Here is a 17,390-nt window from a genome sequence, read left to right as displayed (position 1 = left end):
TCAGGCCTCGCTCTGCGCGCCGGACCGCGAACGGGCCACGATGGAGGAGGCGGTGAAGTTGACCGCCAGGGTGAGCAGGAACAGCGTCAGGCCCGCGGCCATCAGCGCGGACATGCCGAAGGAGGAGGCGTCGCCGTAGTGCAGGGCGATGAGTGAGGAGACCGAGTTCGAGCCGGTCTGCAGGATGTGCGGCTGGATGGTGAAGACCGGCGAGATGATCAGATAGACGGCGATCGTCTCGCCGAGGGCCCGGCCGAGGCCGAGCATCGTGCCGCCGATGATGCCGCCCTTTCCGTAGGGCAGGACGACCGCGCGGATCATTCCCCAGCGGGTCGCGCCGAGCGCGTAGGCGCCCTCGCGTTCGCCGGCCGGGGCCTGGGCGAAGACCTCGCGCATCACCGAGCACTGGATCGGCGCGACCATCAGGGCCACGACGATTCCGGCGACGAAGGTGGAGGCGGTGTAGACGCTGTCGGAGGCGAGCGGTTGGCCGGGCTGGGCGCCGTCCACCGTGAACAGGGGGATCCAGCCGAGCCAGTCGGACAGCCAGCGGGAGAGCCCGATGACGTGCTGCTGGAGGAAGAAGAGTCCCCACAGGCCGTAGACCACCGAGGGCACGGCCGCCATCAGGTCGACCATCGTGACCAGGGTGTGGCGCAGCCGGCGCGGGGCGACGTCGGAGATGAACAGGGCGGTGCCGACGGCCAGCGGCACCGAGATCGTCACCGCCACGGCGGCGATGAGGAGGGTGCCGGTGAGGACGGCGGCGATGCCGAAGTTGTGGACGTCCGGCTGCCAGGCGGCGGTGGTGAGGAATCCCCACCCCCGGGCGTCGAGCGCCTGACCGGCTCTCAGCAGCAGGAACAGGCCGACCGCCGCCATGATGCCGAGGACGACGACCCCGGTGGCCGTCAGCTGGTACCGGAAGATCCGGTCGCCGAGCCCGCGGGCCGCGTACGGCCTTCGGAACTCGGGTCTGTCAGGCTCCGGTCCGCCGGAAGCCTCCACTGCGGACACCACTGCGGGCCCCCAAAGGAAACGGTTCTCCCCAAGTCGCCCCGTGATCGGGGCGAGCGGGGAGAGTCAATGGCCGGATCCTGTCGTTCCGAGGCGTGTGATGTGGATGATGCATGAACGATTCATGTCATTTCAGTGGGGCTGCTGTGGAGAACTGCCGTTCGGTACTACCCCGCCAAGCCTCCTGGGGGTTACGGATGCCGCAATCCCTGGTGTCCGCGCGGTGAGCACCGCACCATGGGCACATGACACCGGCGCAGAAGGCCATGGAGCGGCTCGCGGCGTGGCCCGACCTCACCCCGTGCGAGGCCGGCTGCGGCACGGGGCGTGCGCTGCGTTCCGTCGGGGACGAGATCGTGCACTTCCACTCCGGGCGGGACGTGGATCTGCACCTGACCGCCCGTGCGATCCAGCGGCTGCACTACGACTTCGCCGAGTCGACCGCGATCCGTCTGGTCCCGGGTTCCCGCTGGGTCACCGTCCACCTCGACTGCGACGCCGACGTCGACCTGCTGCTCAGCCTGGTGAGCGTCGCCCTCAAGGCCCATGCGCACCAGGGCGGCACCCTCGCCGCCGACCGGCTGCCGGAGGCCGTGTGCAACTTCCACCGGGTGACGGTGCTGCCGCGGGACGACACGGACGGCGAGTGAGGGCCGTTCCCCAGGGGGGCCGTTCCCCGGTCCGGAGGCCGTTCCCCAGTTGTGAAACCCCTTTCACAACTGTCGCAGGCATGACATAGGCTGCTCGGGCAGCCGCGCCCCGCGCGTCACCGCCGTAACGTACGGCGGTCGCGTCCGGGTGCTGCGCGGCGCACTCGTTTACCACCCGGCCCTTCGCCGGGTTTCTCCAGGGGGTATCAGTAACTGTGCGCACGCGCAGCATCTCGACCGCGACAGCGCTCGCGGTCCTCTTCGGTTCGGCGGCGCTCGCCGTCGGCACGGCGGGCACGGCCTCGGCCGACTCCGCCAAGATCCTTCCGGTGACGTCGGTCGGCGACGTGGTCGTGGACGGCGTCCACAGGCTGGTCTACGTCTCCGACCCGACCGGCGGCAAGATCGTCGTCGCCGACTACTCGGGCACCGTACGGGCGACCCTGCCCAATGAGCCCGGGGTGACCGGACTGGCGCTGTCGGCGGATTCCCGCACGCTGTACGGGGCGGTCAAGGGCGAGGACCGTATCGTCGCGATCGACACCGAGACGGCCACGCCCACGGCGAGCTACTCGCTCGGCACGACCGCTCCGAGCGACCTGGAGATCGTCGACGGCCGGCTCTGGTTCTCCACCGCCACCGACTTCGGCTCGCTCGACATCTCCGGCGCCGAGCCCGTCGTCCATCTCGCCCAGCGCGGGGACGTCGACTTCTCCGGCGCGTACGGCACCTTCCTGGCCGCCGACCCGGCCGTCCCGGGCGTCCTGGTGGCCGGCAACGGCGGCGACCTCGCGGTGTACGACGTCACGGCCGACGGGGCCACGCTGCGCACCAAGGGCAGCATGGACACCTCGGTGCAGCAGCTCGACCTGACGCCCGACGGCAAGCACGTCCTCACCTCGTGGGGCGCCCCGGCCACCGGCTACGGGATCGGCGAGTACTCGACCACCGACCTGGCCAAGGAGACCGGCTACCCGATCGACGCGTACCCGAACTCGGTGCGGGTCGCGCCGGACGGGACCGTCGCGGGCGGCAGCGACTCGTGGTACGAGCCCGACGTCCACATCTACCGGCCCGGCGCCCAGAAGCCGGTACGGGAGTACGACTTCCCCAACACCGGTACGAGCAGCGGCTCCGACACCCTCGTGGCCGGTGCGCTGGCCTGGGCGCCGGACGAGAGCCGTGTGTTCGCCGTCTCCGAGAACAACCTGGGCGTCTTCACGCTGCGCGCGCTGACCGACCCCACCAAGGAGCTGCCCACCCTCAAGGTGTCGGCGCCGGCGACGGCGACCCGGGCGAAGAAGCTCACGGTCACCGGCAAGCTGACGTCGGCGACGGCGCTCCCGGCGGGCACCGTCCTCACCGTCACCCGCACGGACCTCGACTCCCCGAACGGCAAGGCGCTGTCCGCCGCCAAGACCAAGGCGGACGGCAGCTTCTCCTTCACGGACACCCCGCCCGCCGGCGGCAAGGTCACCTACAAGGTGTCCTACGCGGGCGACGCGACCCACGCGGCCGCCTCCGGCTCGGACTCGGTCGAGGTCTCCCGCAACGCGACGACCCTCACCCTGAACAACAACAAGAAGCTGTACTCGTACGGCGCCGACGTGAAGTTCACGGCGCACCTCGGGACGACGTACAAGAACCGCACGGTCGAGATCTACGCCGACCCCTTCGGCGGCGACAAGCCCAAGCGGCTGATCAAGTCCGGCAAGGTCAACTCCAGCGGCAACATCTCCGCGACCGTCGACATGACCCGCGACACGACCGTCACCGCGGTCTTCAAGGGCGACTCCCGCTACAAGCCCAAGACGGTCACGTCCACGGCCTACGCCAAGGTGAAGGTCTCCACGGCCATCACCAAGCACTACAAGACGGCCAAGATCGGTACGCACACGTACTACTGGTTCCACAAGAACACGTCGCCGATCGTCACGACGACGATGACGTACTACCCCGGCCGCCAGCAGCGCCTCGAGCTGGAGGTCTACTACCAGGGCCAGTGGTACCCGGTCGACGGCAGCCCCGAGTACTTCACCCTCGCGAGCAACGGCAAGTCCGCGGTGAGCCTGGGCGCGGCGGGCGAGTCCGGCATCAGGGCCCGAGTCCGCGCCGCCTACATCAACGGCGCATCGGGCGACACGGTCAACTCGACGACACTCACGGGCTGGAAGTACATCTACTTCTCCAACTAGCCCACACCGAACTCTCGTTCAGCGCGCTCAGACGTGATGACGGCGGCGTAGCCAACGACGGAGCGCCGCCACGCCCCGGTCCTTGGATTCCGTCGTCCGGGCTGATTCCCGGGAGCTCGTGCGCAAGACCCATAGCGGCGACCAGTGCCCGCGTCCGCTGGAATCGGTCCAGCGGACGGCAGGGAAGTCGGTGATCTCCGTGATGCCGCTCCGCGGAATGGTGCGCGTGCGCAGGAACCCGCGAACCGTCAGGTCCGTGTCGTCGCACGAGACGCTGAGCCGGTAACCCCGGACGGCGACGACCAGACAGACGAGGAGAGCCAGACAGCCCGCCAGCCGTGAGTACACAGCGGAGGCCTGCGCCGTGAAGAGGACGCTCACAACGGCCGGCACCCCACCCAAGCCGCTGTTCGCCATACGGCCGCCTCTCGATGGCGCCAGTTCCACGGCGACTCCTCCTCACTGCCGACGACCAAGAGTACGGAGCCACGATGGAGACGGCAGTAGCCTTGGACGAGGGAGGGCGTGGTGTCCGAGCAGGATGGTGTCATCGCGGTATGGCGAGTCGGCCCGCAGGGGCTGTTGGGCGGCTACGCCCTCGCTCTCGTCCCCGCCCTCGCAGCCGCCGCACGGTGGCTGGCCCTGGCGGTCCGTCCTGATCTCGACAACCTGACATCAGCGGGCGTGGTGACGGGGATCGCACTGGGCTTCGGCCTGTTCTCGTGGTGGACCGTGCTCCGCGTGCGGCTGGAACTCACCGCTGAGGGCATCCTCATGGTCAACCCCTGGGGGACCCAGCGCCTGCCCTGGCCTCAGGTCGAAACCGTCACGCTCGGCGGATGGGGTGCGGAGTTCCGCACTCTCGACGGCTTCAAGTTCACGGCGCGTGCCCTCGGTAACTTCGGTGAGGGGCGCCGTCGGCAGGACGAGCGGTTCGCCGAGCTTCAACGCCTGGTCGAACCCCTGCTCGCCGACCCCCGGTGATGTCGATCTGGCGGTGGACCGTCGGTGTCGGCGAAGATGCCTCGGTGAACGATCACATAGTGACACCGGGTTCCACGGGGGCGGCCCCCGTAGCGGCGGCGACCGTTGCCGTTCCGGTTCTGCGGCCCGTTCGGGGTGCCGCTCGGCTTGCTGTCGGGGCTCTCGGTCTCGCCGGGGTCGCCTGGGCCGCGCGGGCCGTGTGGGAGGTGCGGCTGCATATGGCCGGTGAGCCCGCCTCCGGGCCGCCGGACCAGGGGGACGGCGTGCACCGGCCGTTGACCTCGCTGGAGGACTCGTACCATCTGGTCGGCTCGGCGGGCGGACTCGCCGTCGTCCTGTGCGCGGCCGCGTTCCTGCTCTGGCTCGGCCGGGTGCGGGACAACGCGCGTGTGCTGTCCGGAACCAAGCCTCATTTCGACGGGCTCTGGCTCTACCTGAGCTGGGTCCTGCCCGTCGCCAACTTCTGGATCCCGCGGGGCATCGTCGCGGAGGTCTACCGCGACAGCGCCCCCGGGAAGCGGCTGCCGCGTTCCGTGAACATCTGGTGGGCCCTCTGGCTGATCGGCGTGTTCGGCGGCTTGGGCTTCCGGCCCGGCCGCTCCACGGACGTGATCATCGAGCTTGCCTACGAGGACCTCTGGATACCCCTCGCCTCCGATGCCGCCGTCGTCGGGGCCGCGGTGGCCGGGATCTTCGTCGTCCGGGCCGTCACCGCCGTACAACTCGAGCGTACGAAGGCAGTGTTGACGTAAACCGTCAGCTCACGCAGACCAGGCCCAGCAGGCAGATGCCGGACGGGGACGTCGTCGCCGTGGAGGTGCTCGGGTCCGAGGCGGTCGAGGTCGAACCCGAGGAGTTCGAGGACGAACCGGAGGAGTCCGAGGCCGTCGAGGTCGACGTGGACGCGGAGGTGCCAGTGGACGTCGACGAGGTGGACGTGGACGCCGAGGTGTCGGTGGACGTGCCCGTGCCCGTCGTCGTGGTCCGCTGTGCGGACGGCGACGCGGCCGTCGCCGGGGTCGACGCCGCGTAGGGCTGGGTGCGGGCCGAGTCCGTGTGGGTCGCCGTGGTCGAGGAACCACCGTGTGAGGTACCGGTGTTCGCGGCGGAGCCGGTCGTGGTGTCCGGCTTGCGGTGCTTGCCCGTGCCGGTCGAGGGGACCACGTCGGTCTGCTGGTCGGCCGTCTCCGCGACGCCCATGCTCGTGACGTCCGCCGGTGTCGCCGACGCCTGGGTGTGCTGACCCCCCGCGCCACCGCGGTTCATCGCGGAGACGGTCAGCCCGCCGCCGACCAGGGCGACGGCGGTCGCGACCACGGCCCGGCGCTGGTTCTTCTTCCAGCGTGCCTTCTGGCGGCGCCGCGCGGCCCGCCCCTCGGCCAGGGGTATCGCACCCTCGGTCAAAGGAATCTCACCCTCGGGATCCTCGAACGGCGCGTCGGCCCCCGGGGACTCCTCCGGTTCCGGCCACAGTTCCGTCGTGGCGGTGGCCCGGGAGGTACGGCCGCCGGGTGCCATCGGTGCGATGTCCGGGGCGTAGGCACCGCAACCGGGGCACACCAGGGCGCCGTTGAGGTGCCGGCGGCACGAGGAGCAGTAGTCCATCCGAGGTAATCCTGACGGTTGTCTGACACGGGGGTCGAATGGCCAGCAACGGTAACGAGGGATTCGAAAGACTGTGTGGGCCCTGTGTGGTGCTCCTGCGGGGATTCTTCGCACGCCGTGCGCACGGGGGTCGCGGGACGGTCGAACTCGCAGGTCAGCGTTGAAACTTCCAGATGTTGTGTGACGCTGTGGCCTTGATCACGATCACAGGGCCGGCGGGGGCTGTTCCGTTCCCGCGGACGCCCCCGCCCGGCGCGTCGCTCAGCCGCGGTTGAAGCGCTCGAAGGCGTGGCTGAAGTACCAGGTGTCCTGGGCGATTCCGGAGCAGGAGTTGGCGCCGGCGGTCCCGACACAGCCGCCGTTGTCGCGCTGCAGTGCCCAGAAGGAGAGGGTGTTGACGCCCTTGGCCTCGGCCCACCGCTCGACCTTCACGGCGTCCTGGGTGGTGAAGGTCTCCTCCGGCCCGAAGTCGTCGATGCCGGGCATCTCGGTGATACCGACCTCGTGCCAGAGCTCGTCGTCGGTCTTGTACGGGTAGAGGGCGGCGAGCTGGCCCACCAGCCCCTCGGCCGCCGTCATCGTGTCGGCGGCCATGTCGTGGGTGGCGCCGTCCCAGTAGTCGAAGGTCATGATGTTCACGACGTCCACGCGCGCGTGGTTGTCCACGGCGTTCTGGAGCAGGGCGACACCGCTGGGGGCGAGACCGGTGGCGGTGGTGGGGAGCGTGTACGAGAACTGCACGCTGTGGTGGGTGCACCGGGCCCAGGACTCCACCTGGGCGATGGCCTTGTTGCGCCGGTCGATCCCCGCGGCGTTGGTGATGGAGTCGGCCTCGACGTCCAGGTCGATGCGCTTGATGCCGTACGTCGTCACCAGGTTCTCGTAGACCTTGGCGATGGCGTCCACGCTGGTGCAGCTGTCGGCGAGTTCGGTGCCGGTGGTGTCGGCGCCGTAGCCGCCGAAGGAGGGGATCGCGTTGCCGCCGCGGGCCTGGAGGGCGGCGATGTCGGCGCCGAAGGTGGTCCTGGAGATCGGCTGGGTGGTGTCGCCGTTCCAGTACGCGTCGCACGACCCGGCCTTGTCCGTCTGGAGGAAGGCCATCGTCAGGTACTTGTTGCCGGAGGCGGCGGCGAGGGCGGCGGGGCTGTCGCCGGTCCACGCCTCGAAGTAGGGCGCGGAGAGATGGGCGGGGAGGGGCTGGGCGGTCCCGGCGGCGAGGGCGTCACCTCCGCCGAGGGCGAGGGCGCCGGTGGACAGGCCGGTGACGGTGAGACAGGACAGCAGGGCACGAAGCAGCGGACGAGGCCGTCTGGACGGGGTCATTGACGCTCCCGGGAGGCTCAAGGGCGGGGTGTGGGGGCGAACAGCGACCATATTTGGACTAGACCAATTCACTGTCAAGGTTCTTTACGGTTATCTGACCTTTCCTCGCGTCCCGTAGCTCCACCAGCGCGTACGGACGAGCCGCCCACCGGCCCGGGTTGGGGAGATTCCGTGGATGTGCCGGAGGGACAACCGGATGTCTTGACGTGACTCCCGGGCGCCGTTTGGCTACTCAGTCATCCCCAGGACCTGCCGCACCCCCCTCATTCGCCCGGAAGGCCCCCGCTCGTGAACGCTCGAACCGTCCCCTCCGCCTCAAATCCCCGCAGATCAAAGGCGTTTCGCGCCGTGGCACTGCCCGCCGTCGCCGTCGTCTCGGCGCTGACGCTGACGGCGTGCGGTGCGCTCGACGCCGTGGGCGGGGGAGGAAGTACCGCGACGCCGAACAAGCGGAACGACATCAAGGTCGGGCTGCTGCTGCCGGACAAGGACACCGCGCGGTTCGAGAAGTTCGACTACCCCCTGTTCAAGCAGCGGGTCGCCGCGCTCACCCGCGACAAGGGGCAGGTGGTCTACGAGAACGCCGAGGCCAGTGCGGCGAAGCAGAGCAAGCAGTTCGCGGAGTTGATCGACCGGAAGGTCGACATCATCGTCGTCGACGCGGTGGACGCGAAGGCCATCGCACCGGACGTGAGGAAGGCCAAGGACGCGGGGATTCCGGTCATCGCCTACGACCGGCTCGCCCAGGGACCCATCGACGCCTACATATCCCACGACAACGAGCTCGTCGGCGAGGTGCAGGGCCGGGCGATCACCGACGCGCTCGGCGACAAGGCCGCGAGCAGCAGGATCGTCATGATCAACGGCTCGCCCGCCGACCCGAACACCGCCCTGTTCAAGGCCGGCGCGCTGAGCGAGCTCAAGGGGCGGGTGCTCATCGCCAAGTCCTACGACGTGAACGAGTGGCTGCCCGCCACCGCCAAGTCCGATATGCGGAAGGCCATCCAGACCGTCGGGCTCGGCAACATCGCCGCCGTCTACTCCGCCAACGACGGGATGGCGGGCGCCGCCATCGAGGCGCTCAAGAGCGCCGGTGCCACCAAGCTCCCGCCGGTCACCGGGCAGGACGCCAACCTGGACGCGGTGCAGCGGATCGTCGCCGGTGAGCAGAGCATGACCGTGTACAAGTCCTTCCTGCTGGAGGCGACCAACGCGGCCGAGATGGCCGTCGCCAAGGTGCAGGGGCGCGACATCGCGTTCGAGGCGCTGACCGAGGACAGCGTCGACAGCCCCACCAACAAGGACATCCCGGCGATGCTGGTGCCCGTCGTCGCGCTCACGAGGAGCAACATCAAGTCCACGGTGATCAAGGACGGCGTCTACACCGTGAAGGAGATCTGCACCGCGCAGTATGCGTCGGACTGCGCCGCGATCGGGCTGAAGTAGCCGACGCTTTCAGGTTGTGTTCAGGTTCGGCCACCGCCGGGCCAACTCACGCTCCAGAAGCGCCAAAACAATGGCAAAGGGGTCTGGGGGAGAGCCGTGGCGGCATGTCATCGTGCGCGGCATGACGACCACGGATCAGCTTCGCCCGCCTCACGTACGACGTGCCCTCAGCAAGGTGCCGGAGGTGACCGTCTGGTTCTGGGTCATCAAGGTACTGACCACCGGGATGGGCGAGACCGCCTCCGACTGGCTCGCCCACCTCTTCGGCCCGATCCCGGCGGTCGCCCTGGGCGGTCTGGCGCTGGTGGCCGCGCTCGCGGCGCAGTTCGCCGTGCGGCGGTACATGGCCTGGGTGTACTGGACCGCGATCGTCATGGTGAGCGTGTTCGGCACGATGGCCGCGGACGTGCTGCACGTCGGGCTGGGGGTGCCGTACCTCCTCTCCACGCCGTTGTTCCTGCTCGCGCTCGCCGCGGTGTTCGCGCTCTGGTACGGCAGTGAGCGCACCCTCTCCATCCACAGCATCCGCACCCGCCGGCGCGAGGTCTTCTACTGGGCCGCCGTCCTCGCCACCTTCGCCCTCGGCACCGCCGCCGGTGACCTCTCCGCCACCCTCGGCCTCGGCTACCTCGGCTCCGCCGTGCTCTACGCCGCCGCCATCGCCGTACCTGCCCTCGCCCACCGTGCCGGGGCCCTCGGCCCCGTGACCGCCTTCTGGTCCGCGTACGTCATCACCCGCCCCCTCGGCGCGTCGGTCGCCGACTGGATGGCCGTGAGCCGCGCCCGCGGCGGCCTCGCCTGGGGACTGGGGCCGGTGACGCTGGCCTGGACGGCGGCCATCCTGCTCCTGGTCACCTATCTCGCGGTGTCGCGCAAGGACGTGGGGACGGCAGGGAACGTGGGGGAGTAGGGACTTGACGTCAGGCGTCCTTGCGGGCCACGCCGCCGTAGAAGCCGATCGTGGGGGCCGTGGGGTCGAGCGGGGTGTCGGGGCGCCAGTTCGGGACCAGGACCAGGCCCGGGTCGATCAGGGTGAAGCCGGCGAAGAGCTCCAGGACCTCGGCGTGGGTGCGGGGGTTCATGGTGGCGGTCGCGCCCCGGTAGACCTTGACCGCGTCCTGGCGGTCCTCCTCGTGGACCTCGACCGTCGCGTGGGAGAGGACGACGTAGGAGCCGGTCGGCAGTGCGTCGCGGAGGGTGGCGACGAGACCGGCCGGGTCCTCCGCGTCCGTGATGAAGTGGAGGATCGCCACCAGCAGCAGCGCGACCGGCTCGTCGAAGTCGATGACCCTGCGCACGTCCGGGTGGTCGAGGACGGCCCGGGGGTCACGCAGATCGCCCAGGACGACGGATGTGTCGCTGTCGTCCTCGCCCAGCAGACTCCGTGAATGGGCGCTGACGATCGGGTCGTTGTCCACGTAGGCGACGCGGGTGCCGGGGGCGACGGCCCGGGCTATCTGGTGCACGTTGGGCTCGGTCGGCAGGCCCGTGCCGATGTCGAGGATCTGCCGGACACCGCCCTCCGCCACGACGTGCCGCACGGCCCGCCGCATGAACCGCCGGTTCTCCCGCACGGCCAGGCGCACCTCCGGCGCCGCCTCGATGACCCGCTCGGCGGCGGCCTGGTCGACCTCGTAGTTGTCCTTGCCGCCGAGGAAGTAGTCGTACATCCGGGCCGGATGGGGCTTGCTGGTGTCGATCGCGAACGGCCGCACCGCGCTGTCGCCGCCGTGGGAAGAGCTCATCGTCCGTGACTCCGTCCTGGTGTCCCTCGTACCAAAGCGCACTCGTGTCGGCGCTTACGCGTACCGGCGCGTCACCCGTACCGGCCCCTCACTCGTACCAGACCCCGGGAAGCGGGCCGCGCCCGGTCTTCGCCGGAACTCCTTCTATCACGCGCCCCTTTGTGAGATCGCCTCGAACGTGCAGGTACAGAGCGGGAGTTGGCAGGCCGACGGTCTGGATCCAGCCTCTGCCGCGGACCTGTCCCGCCGCGGTCAGCTCGGCCTCCTGGCCCGGCGGGGCCACGCCGCTCGCATAGGTCTGGGCGAGCGTCTCACCGGTGTCGGCGTAGGCGTAACGGGCCGCGTAGGCATACCCCTCGTGCAGCCACACGTACAGTACGACCGGCTTGTCCAGGACGTGACGGAACCAGTCGGCGGTGAGGTCGGCGAGCCGGTCCGTGGGGCCCGTGGCGTCGAGCGCCCAGGGGCTGGGGGTGTCCGGGAGCAGGTACAGCTGGTTGTGGAGGCGGTCGCCGCGGACGCGGTCTCCCACCAGGTGCACACCGAGGTCGATCAGAGAGAGCCGGGGCTTCGTGCCGTCGCTCAGGCTCACCGAGGCCAGCAGCGCTCCCCAGTCGTCGGGGCGGTGGATGTCCCCGTACACGCCGGGGTGTTCGGACGCCCACTCCGCGCACCGGGCGCCGAGCGCACCCGCGAAGGCCCGCTCGGCCTCGGTGAACTCGAACTCGTCGTCGGGGTCGTCGATCTCGAACCAGGGATGCACCACCATGCGCCGCACGATACGACGCCCGAACCAGCGGCCTCACCCCATTTCGGCGGACCGCCTTCACGGCGTCCTTCGCGGGCGACTACCACTACGCGCCCGCCACGGCGGCGCCTGGCACACGCTCGCCACCTCGGACTGCTTCTCCCTCGACCCCAACAGCACCGGCGTCACGCATCAATGTGACCGTGGGGCACCCGGCTGTACCTCACCGTCAGGACCTGACCTCAGTCCCGGTAGTCCGGTGCCACCCGTTCCAGCAGGCGTAGGAGGGCGGTCCAGGCGAGGTCGTAGGCCTCGGTGTCCTGGAGGTCGGAGTCCGTGTCCTGGCCGGTGAGCTGGCGGGCGGTGCGTTCGCGGACGTCGGGCGGGGGGAGGAGCAGCTTCGCGCCGGAGGCCGTGGCGGTGGTCTGGATCTCGCAGGCCTTGTCCAGGTAGTACATGCGCAGGAAGGCCTGGGCCGGGGTCTCGCCGACGGTGAGGAGGCCGTGGTTGCGCAGGATCATCGCGGGGTGGCCGGCGAGATCGGCGACCAGGCGCTCCTGTTCGGCGAGGTTGAGGGCGACGCCCTCGTAGTCGTGGTAGCCGAGGCGGCCGTAGAACTCCATGGAGATCTGGTTGAGGGGGAGCAGGCCCTGCGCCTGGGCGGCGACCGCGCAGCCGGCCCGGGTGTGGGTGTGCAGGACGCAGTGCGCGTCGGGGCGGGCCGCGTGGATCGCGCCGTGGATGACGAAGCCGGCCGGGTTGACGGGGTGGGGGCTCTCCTCGACGGGCCGGCCGGACAGGTCGACCCTGACCAGGTTGGAGGCGGTGATCTCCTCGAAGAGCAGGCCGTAGGGGTTGATCAGGAAGTGGTGCTCGGGCCCGGGCAGCCGGACCGAGATGTGGGTGAAGATCAGGTCGGTCATCCGGAAGTGCGCCACGAGCCGGTAGACGGCGGCGAGTTCGCGGCGCAGGCGCGGTTCTTCGCTCATGTCGGTCATGTCCATCGACCGTAGGCGGCGGCGGGTGGGGCGATGAAGTGGTGTGTTCGTCCACTTCGGGGTTGTTCGATGGATGAATTCGCCACTCGTCCCCGGGGGCCGGTCGGGGTGGCCGGGCGGCCAGGAAAACGGGCAGGTCGTGGAGTGGGCGGTCCGCGTCGCACATGCTTGCGATCACGGAGTCCACCGCATTCGTGCCCGATCCAGAAGGAACCCATGCGTAGATTGACCTCGGCTGTCGTCGGCGCCGTGCTGACATTCGCCGGAATCACGGCGGGGGCCGCCGCCCCCGCCCAGGCCGCCACCGCATCGGAATACGTGGCGCTCGGCGACTCGTACGCCTCGGGTGTCGGCGCGGGCTCGTACGACAGCGCGAGCGGTGCCTGCAAGCGCAGCACGAACAGCTACCCGCACCAGTGGGCCGCCGCGCACCCGTCCTACACCCTGAAGGACGTGAGCTGCAGCGGCGCCACCATCGCCGATGTGCGCAACAACCAGCTGTCCGCGCTGAGTTCGAGCACCAAGCTCGTCACCATCACGGTGGGCGGCAACGACGCCCAGTTCTCGTCGGTGGTCCAGGGCTGTCTGACCCAGAGCGACAGCTACTGCCAGACGTCCACCACCTGGATGTCGTCGTACGCCAGGAACCAGATGGTGGACGACCTGGCCGCGCTGTACAAGGACATCAGGGCGAAGGCGCCCAACGCCGTCGTGTGGGCCTTCGGCTATCCCCGGGTGCTCTCCACCTCGGCCACCGCGTGCCCGGTGATCGACCTCAGCGCCGCCAAGCGCGGTTATATGAACGGTTTCGCCGACGCCCTCTCCGACGGCACCCTCGCCGCCTCGATCAAGTCGGCCGTGTACTACGTGGACATGCGCACGCAGTTCAACGGGCACGGGGCATGCGGCTCCGACTCGTGGTTCAACGACCTGACCAACGCGTCCGAGGTCTTCCACCCCAACCTGGCCGGATACACACAGGGGTACACGGCCAGGTTCAAGGCGCTCTGGGGCTCGGCGGCCTGAGCCGTCAACGGCCGCGCGCGTTCCCGCCCGGCCGCCTCAGCTCTGGTACGGCTGCTGCTGCGGCTGCCCGTACTGCTGCCCGCCCTGTCCGCCGGCGGCCTGCGCCTGCAGCTGCTCCGCCTGCTCCTTGGTCACCTTCTGCTCCGCGCCGCAGAACGTGCACTGCGTCGTGTACTTCGTCGAGATCGGGAAGAGCGGCACGAAGAACAGCGTGAACTTCGTGACGCGCTTGCGGAGCGTGTGCGCGGCGGGGTTCCCGCACTGGCCGCACACCAGCGTGAGTATCGCCAGCTGGTAGAGGTACCCCTTGGTGCCAAAGAGAATGATCACGGAACGGCCCTTCGGGTGCGGAGTCTGTCGGCAAAGAGTACTGAGTCGGTCGGACGTCGCACCCCGGACTGTGGGCCAAGGGGTACGCGAAACGGCCCGGGCGTGAACCCGGGCCGTTCGTCACGTGCCGTCCGCTGAGGTCGGCCGAGGTCGGCCGAGGCTGCTCAGGTCAGTGCTTGGTCGCCTTGGCCAGGGCCGGGACGAACTTCAGCGCGTCGACGGTGCCGACACCGGTCGCGAGGTCGTAGCCGTTGACCGCCTTGTAGCCGGTCACGCCCTCGTAGCTGTTGTTCGTGCCGTCGTTGACGTCGACGATGCCGTTGGCCTTGGCGTGGTGGGCGTAGAGGCCGTAGAGGGCCTTCTGGATGTTGCCCACCCGGTGGCCGCCCGCCTGGTCGGCGAGGGCGACGATGCCCGAGAAGAGCGGGGTGGCCTCGCTGGTGCCGCCGTAGACGTCCCAGCCGACGGCCGTCGGGTCGAAGCTGGAGTAGACCCACGCGCCGCCGTTGACCGCGGCGGTCATCGAGATGTCCGGAGTGCCGCGGCGGGAGCCGACCTTGCTCTTCACGCCGTCCTGGAAGGACGGGCGGGTGAAGACGTGGGACTGGCCGCCGCCGCCGGAGCCGTAGTCGTTGTAGACGCTGTCCGGCTTGACGCGCTGGCCCTTGTCGTTCAGGTGCAGCTGGGTGCCGCCGATCGAGGTGACCAGCGGGTCCGCGGACGGCCAGGAGTTGACGCGCTTGTCGTAGTACGTCTTCCCGTCCGCCTGGAGGTCGGTGGCTCCGCCGTCACCGGAGGCGGCCAGCACGGTGACGTGCTTCTTGTCGGCGTCCTTGAAGGCGTACCGCAGGTTCTTGATGCTGGAGAAGTCGCCCTTGTCGAAGCCGGGGAAGGTGTTCTCCGTGGCGCCGAAGCTCTGGCTGATGACATCGCCGACGCCGTGGTCGATCAGGTACTTCTCGGCGTTCATCATCTCCGGCAGACCGGTGGTGCCCTCGGTCTCGGAGACCGCCGTCTCCACGACGACGATCTTCGCGGCGGGCGCGACCGCGTGCGCCATCTCCACGTCGAGGGTGGTCTCGCCGGCCCAGCCGGTCATGTCGGAGTTGGTGGGGTCGAAGGCGGGCACATGCCCCCACTTGACGACCTTCACCTTGGTGCTCGGCAGCCCGAACTGCTTGCTGTAGGTGTCGAGATCGTGCTGCACGGTCGGAGAGCCGTACGAGTCCACGATGACGATGGTGCGCCCCTTGCCCGTGACGCCCTTGCGGTACAGGGCGTTCAGGTCGTACGCGGCACGGTACTGGAGCGGGTTGTAGCAGTTGATCTGCCACTTGGCCTGGCACTGCGCGCTGGTGAGCGGGCTGCTCACCCCGCGCACCAGGGCGTGTCCGACGACGGCCGGTACCACCTTCGTGTGCGCTGCGGCGGGCGCGGCGGCGCTGACGCCGGTTGGTGCGGCGGCCGTCAGTGCGGCGGCGGAGAGGGCGGCGACCGAGGTGGCGGCCGCGAGGCCTCTCGCGGAACGGGATATGTCCATGGATCCCCCCTGTGGTTCGGTGGTCTCCGCGCATCCCATCGAACGAGTCATGGACAGAACAAGGCCGTTGAACGGACGATGCCGAACCCTTTACTCCGCGATGAAGTGCCCTTGTGACGGGGGCTGTCGGGGCCGGAGACGCACGGAGGGCCAACTCGCGTGCGCACACGTGCCGTTCGCCTGTTCGTCGGCTGTATCCCCTTCCTCGTCACAAAGTTCGGCCCAAGGACACGACATGCGCGGTAACCGGCGGTAACTTCAGTCCAGTTCTGCCCCGAAACCGCTTTCCCTCCCCAGGAGGCACACCCTCATGCGCAGACTCCTCACCTACCTCGCGGCGGCCGCCGCGACACTGGGCGGGCTCGTCGCGACCGCGCCCTCCGCCGCGGCCGCCGACTCGGGCACGTTCAGCGTCCTCAGCTACAACGTGGCCGGGCTGCCCGAGAGCCTGTCCAGCGCCTCGACACCGCGCGACACCAGCACCACGACGATCGGCCAGCGGATAGCGCCGTACGACATCGTCCATGTCGAGGAGGACTTCAACTACCACGCCTACCTCTACGCCGGCGACACCACCCACGCCTACCGCACGCCCACCAGCGGCGGCGCGGGCATCGGCAGCGGACTGAACACCCTGTCGAAGATCCCCTACGACGCCGACGACTTCGAGCGGGTGCACTGGAACTCCTGCCAGATCGACTCGGGCGACTGCCTGACCCCCAAGGGCTTCACCTTCATGCGCGAGCGCCTGGCCGAGGGGGTGTACGTCGACTTCTACAACCTGCACACCAACGCCGGCACCAACGACGGCGACGAGGCCTCCCGCGCCGACAACCTGAACCAGCTCACCGCCTTCATCCAGAGCCACTCCGCCGGCAACGCCGTCGTGGTCATGGGTGACACCAACACCCGCTACACCCGCGCCGCCGACACCATCGCCGAGTTCGGCGCGGCCAACGGGCTCACCGACGCCTGGGTCCAGCTGATCCGCGGCGGCAGCGCGCCGGCCAAGGGCAGCGACGCGCTGGTCTGCGACCAGACCGGGGCGACCGTCCCCAACACCTGCGAGGTCGTCGACAAGGTCCTGTACCGCTCCAGCAAGCTCGTCTCGCTCAACGCCACCTCGTACAACAACGAGCACGCCAAGTTCCTCACCGACGACGGCCTGATGCTCTCCGACCACGACCCGATCACCGTCGGCTTCTCCTGGTCCCGCAACTCCGCCTTCCAGCTCAGCGACCAGTTCGGCGGACCGCACGGCGACTACTACGACGACATCGACAGCGTCCCGGCAGGCGCCCGCGCCACCACCATCGCCCTGCGCACCGGCTCCCGCGTCGACCAGATGAGCGTCACCCTGGCGAACGGCACCACGCTCGCCCACGGCGGCACCGGCGGCACCGCCTCCTCCCTCACCCTGGGCAGCGGCGAGTACGTGACCAGCACCCAGCTCTGCGAGGGCTCGTACAACGACCACACGCGGATCTTCTACGCCAAGTTCACCACCAACCTCGGCCGCACCCTGGCCGGTGGCACCACCACCTCCGACTGCGTCACCCGCACCGCCCCCGCCGGCTGGCAGCTCGCCGGCTTCCACGGCCGCTCCGGCGACGAGGTCGACAAGGTCGGCTTCATCTACACCCAGCGCTGACCCGTCATACCGCCACGAGGACCCGGCCGTCCCGCGCCGGGTCCTCGTGGCGCCCACCCCGGCGTCCGGGCCCGCGGGGAACGTATGTACGGTGTGCTCCTCAGTGATCCGGAGTGGCCGAAAACCGCTCCC

The 17,390-nt window shown here is 69.5% G+C and carries 17 protein-coding genes; 8 read left to right on the top strand and 9 right to left on the bottom strand.

Annotated elements, in window-relative coordinates; genetic code table 11:
- Positions 1-1,017, bottom strand: a complete 1,017-nt coding sequence (gene pstC / locus ABZT17_RS16815) for a phosphate ABC transporter permease subunit PstC (protein ID WP_356349262.1) — start codon at positions 1,015-1,017, stop codon at positions 1-3.
- A 245-nt stretch (positions 1,018-1,262) separates the two neighbouring features.
- Here pstC and ABZT17_RS16810 point away from each other — a divergent pair, with 245 nt between their 5' ends.
- Positions 1,263-1,667 (top strand): luciferase family protein, encoded by a 405-nt coding sequence (locus tag ABZT17_RS16810; RefSeq protein WP_356349260.1) that lies wholly within the window; start codon positions 1,263-1,265, stop codon positions 1,665-1,667.
- A 215-nt stretch (positions 1,668-1,882) separates the two neighbouring features.
- Positions 1,883-3,862 (top strand): Ig-like domain repeat protein, encoded by a 1,980-nt coding sequence (locus tag ABZT17_RS16805; RefSeq protein ID WP_356349257.1) that lies wholly within the window; start codon positions 1,883-1,885, stop codon positions 3,860-3,862.
- Positions 3,863-3,889: 27 nt separating this feature from the next.
- Here ABZT17_RS16805 and ABZT17_RS16800 read toward each other — a convergent pair whose 3' ends face one another.
- Complete coding sequence (locus ABZT17_RS16800; RefSeq protein ID WP_356349255.1) at positions 3,890-4,279, bottom strand: hypothetical protein; 390 nt, start codon at positions 4,277-4,279, stop codon at positions 3,890-3,892.
- A 111-nt stretch (positions 4,280-4,390) separates the two neighbouring features.
- On the opposite strand from ABZT17_RS16800, the gene ABZT17_RS16795 reads away from it, so the two are divergent.
- Complete coding sequence (locus ABZT17_RS16795) at positions 4,391-4,846, top strand: PH domain-containing protein (protein ID WP_356349253.1); 456 nt, start codon at positions 4,391-4,393, stop codon at positions 4,844-4,846.
- 218 nt (positions 4,847-5,064) lie between these two features.
- The gene (locus ABZT17_RS16790) at positions 5,065-5,598 is read left to right on the top strand and encodes a DUF4328 domain-containing protein (protein ID WP_356349250.1); all 534 of its coding nucleotides are present in this window, start codon (positions 5,065-5,067) and stop codon (positions 5,596-5,598) included.
- Between the two features lie 4 nt (positions 5,599-5,602).
- Here the strand turns inward: ABZT17_RS16790 and ABZT17_RS16785 are convergent, their stop codons facing one another.
- Entirely contained in the window at positions 5,603-6,451 is an 849-nt protein-coding gene (locus ABZT17_RS16785) for a hypothetical protein (protein WP_356349247.1), read from the bottom strand.
- Between the two features lie 261 nt (positions 6,452-6,712).
- On the bottom strand, positions 6,713-7,774 hold the full coding sequence (locus tag ABZT17_RS16780; RefSeq protein WP_356349243.1) for a chitinase: 1,062 nt from the start codon (positions 7,772-7,774) through the stop codon (positions 6,713-6,715).
- A 348-nt stretch (positions 7,775-8,122) separates the two neighbouring features.
- Between ABZT17_RS16780 and ABZT17_RS16775 the strand changes: the two genes are divergently transcribed.
- Together ABZT17_RS16775 and ABZT17_RS16770 are read left to right on the top strand one after the other, a co-directional pair.
- Positions 8,123-9,220, top strand: coding sequence for a substrate-binding domain-containing protein (locus ABZT17_RS16775; RefSeq protein WP_356349241.1), 1,098 nt, complete (start codon positions 8,123-8,125; stop codon positions 9,218-9,220).
- 121 nt (positions 9,221-9,341) lie between these two features.
- Entirely contained in the window at positions 9,342-10,130 is a 789-nt protein-coding gene (locus tag ABZT17_RS16770) for a hypothetical protein (protein ID WP_356349239.1), read from the top strand.
- A gap of 10 nt (positions 10,131-10,140) precedes the next feature.
- Here the strand turns inward: ABZT17_RS16770 and ABZT17_RS16765 are convergent, their stop codons facing one another.
- The 3 genes from ABZT17_RS16765 to ABZT17_RS16755 form a co-directional block, all read right to left on the bottom strand.
- Positions 10,141-10,965: an SAM-dependent methyltransferase gene (locus ABZT17_RS16765; protein ID WP_356349237.1), complete on the bottom strand. Its 825-nt coding sequence runs from the start codon at positions 10,963-10,965 to the stop codon at positions 10,141-10,143.
- A gap of 88 nt (positions 10,966-11,053) precedes the next feature.
- A complete protein-coding gene (locus ABZT17_RS16760; protein WP_356349235.1) occupies positions 11,054-11,734 on the bottom strand; it encodes a hypothetical protein in 681 nt (226 codons plus the stop codon).
- A gap of 221 nt (positions 11,735-11,955) precedes the next feature.
- Positions 11,956-12,717, bottom strand: coding sequence for a class II aldolase/adducin family protein (locus ABZT17_RS16755; protein ID WP_356349233.1), 762 nt, complete (start codon positions 12,715-12,717; stop codon positions 11,956-11,958).
- 210 nt (positions 12,718-12,927) lie between these two features.
- Between ABZT17_RS16755 and ABZT17_RS16750 the strand changes: the two genes are divergently transcribed.
- Positions 12,928-13,737, top strand: a complete 810-nt coding sequence (locus ABZT17_RS16750; RefSeq protein WP_356349231.1) for an SGNH/GDSL hydrolase family protein — start codon at positions 12,928-12,930, stop codon at positions 13,735-13,737.
- A gap of 36 nt (positions 13,738-13,773) precedes the next feature.
- On the opposite strand, the gene ABZT17_RS16745 is transcribed toward ABZT17_RS16750, so the two are convergent.
- Together ABZT17_RS16745 and ABZT17_RS16740 are read right to left on the bottom strand one after the other, a co-directional pair.
- The gene (locus ABZT17_RS16745) at positions 13,774-14,064 is read right to left on the bottom strand and encodes a zinc-ribbon domain-containing protein (RefSeq protein WP_356349287.1); all 291 of its coding nucleotides are present in this window, start codon (positions 14,062-14,064) and stop codon (positions 13,774-13,776) included.
- Between the two features lie 172 nt (positions 14,065-14,236).
- Positions 14,237-15,607 carry a S53 family peptidase gene (locus tag ABZT17_RS16740; protein WP_356349229.1) on the bottom strand — a complete coding sequence of 457 codons (1,371 nt, stop codon included), beginning with the start codon at positions 15,605-15,607 and terminating at the stop codon, positions 14,237-14,239.
- Between the two features lie 310 nt (positions 15,608-15,917).
- Between ABZT17_RS16740 and ABZT17_RS16735 the strand changes: the two genes are divergently transcribed.
- Positions 15,918-17,258 (top strand): jacalin-like lectin, encoded by a 1,341-nt coding sequence (locus ABZT17_RS16735; protein ID WP_356349227.1) that lies wholly within the window; start codon positions 15,918-15,920, stop codon positions 17,256-17,258.
- The last annotated feature ends 132 nt before the right edge of the window (positions 17,259-17,390 follow it).

Source organism: Streptomyces sp. NPDC005648 (genome assembly GCF_040605395.1).
Taxonomy (GTDB): Bacteria; Actinomycetota; Actinomycetes; order Streptomycetales; family Streptomycetaceae; genus Streptomyces.
This window is presented reverse-complemented; position numbering and strand designations above follow the sequence as displayed.

Bases quoted from the DNA above. Each gene is read 5' to 3' on its own strand.
- ABZT17_RS16735 (WP_356349227.1), top strand. From the start codon at position 15,918: ATGCGCAGACTCCTCACCTACCTCGCGGCGGCCGCCGCGACACTGGGC.
- ABZT17_RS16755 (WP_356349233.1), bottom strand. From the start codon at position 12,717: ATGGACATGACCGACATGAGCGAAGAACCGCGCCTGCGCCGCGAACTC.
- ABZT17_RS16770 (WP_356349239.1), top strand. From the start codon at position 9,342: ATGACGACCACGGATCAGCTTCGCCCGCCTCACGTACGACGTGCCCTC.
- ABZT17_RS16740 (WP_356349229.1), bottom strand. From the start codon at position 15,607: ATGGACATATCCCGTTCCGCGAGAGGCCTCGCGGCCGCCACCTCGGTC.
- ABZT17_RS16790 (WP_356349250.1), top strand. From the start codon at position 5,065: ATGGCCGGTGAGCCCGCCTCCGGGCCGCCGGACCAGGGGGACGGCGTG.
- ABZT17_RS16785 (WP_356349247.1), bottom strand. From the start codon at position 6,451: ATGGACTACTGCTCCTCGTGCCGCCGGCACCTCAACGGCGCCCTGGTG.
- ABZT17_RS16810 (WP_356349260.1), top strand. From the start codon at position 1,263: ATGACACCGGCGCAGAAGGCCATGGAGCGGCTCGCGGCGTGGCCCGAC.
- ABZT17_RS16800 (WP_356349255.1), bottom strand. From the start codon at position 4,279: ATGGCGAACAGCGGCTTGGGTGGGGTGCCGGCCGTTGTGAGCGTCCTC.
- ABZT17_RS16760 (WP_356349235.1), bottom strand. From the start codon at position 11,734: ATGGTGGTGCATCCCTGGTTCGAGATCGACGACCCCGACGACGAGTTC.
- ABZT17_RS16750 (WP_356349231.1), top strand. From the start codon at position 12,928: ATGCGTAGATTGACCTCGGCTGTCGTCGGCGCCGTGCTGACATTCGCC.
- ABZT17_RS16765 (WP_356349237.1), bottom strand. From the start codon at position 10,965: ATGAGCTCTTCCCACGGCGGCGACAGCGCGGTGCGGCCGTTCGCGATC.
- ABZT17_RS16780 (WP_356349243.1), bottom strand. From the start codon at position 7,774: ATGACCCCGTCCAGACGGCCTCGTCCGCTGCTTCGTGCCCTGCTGTCC.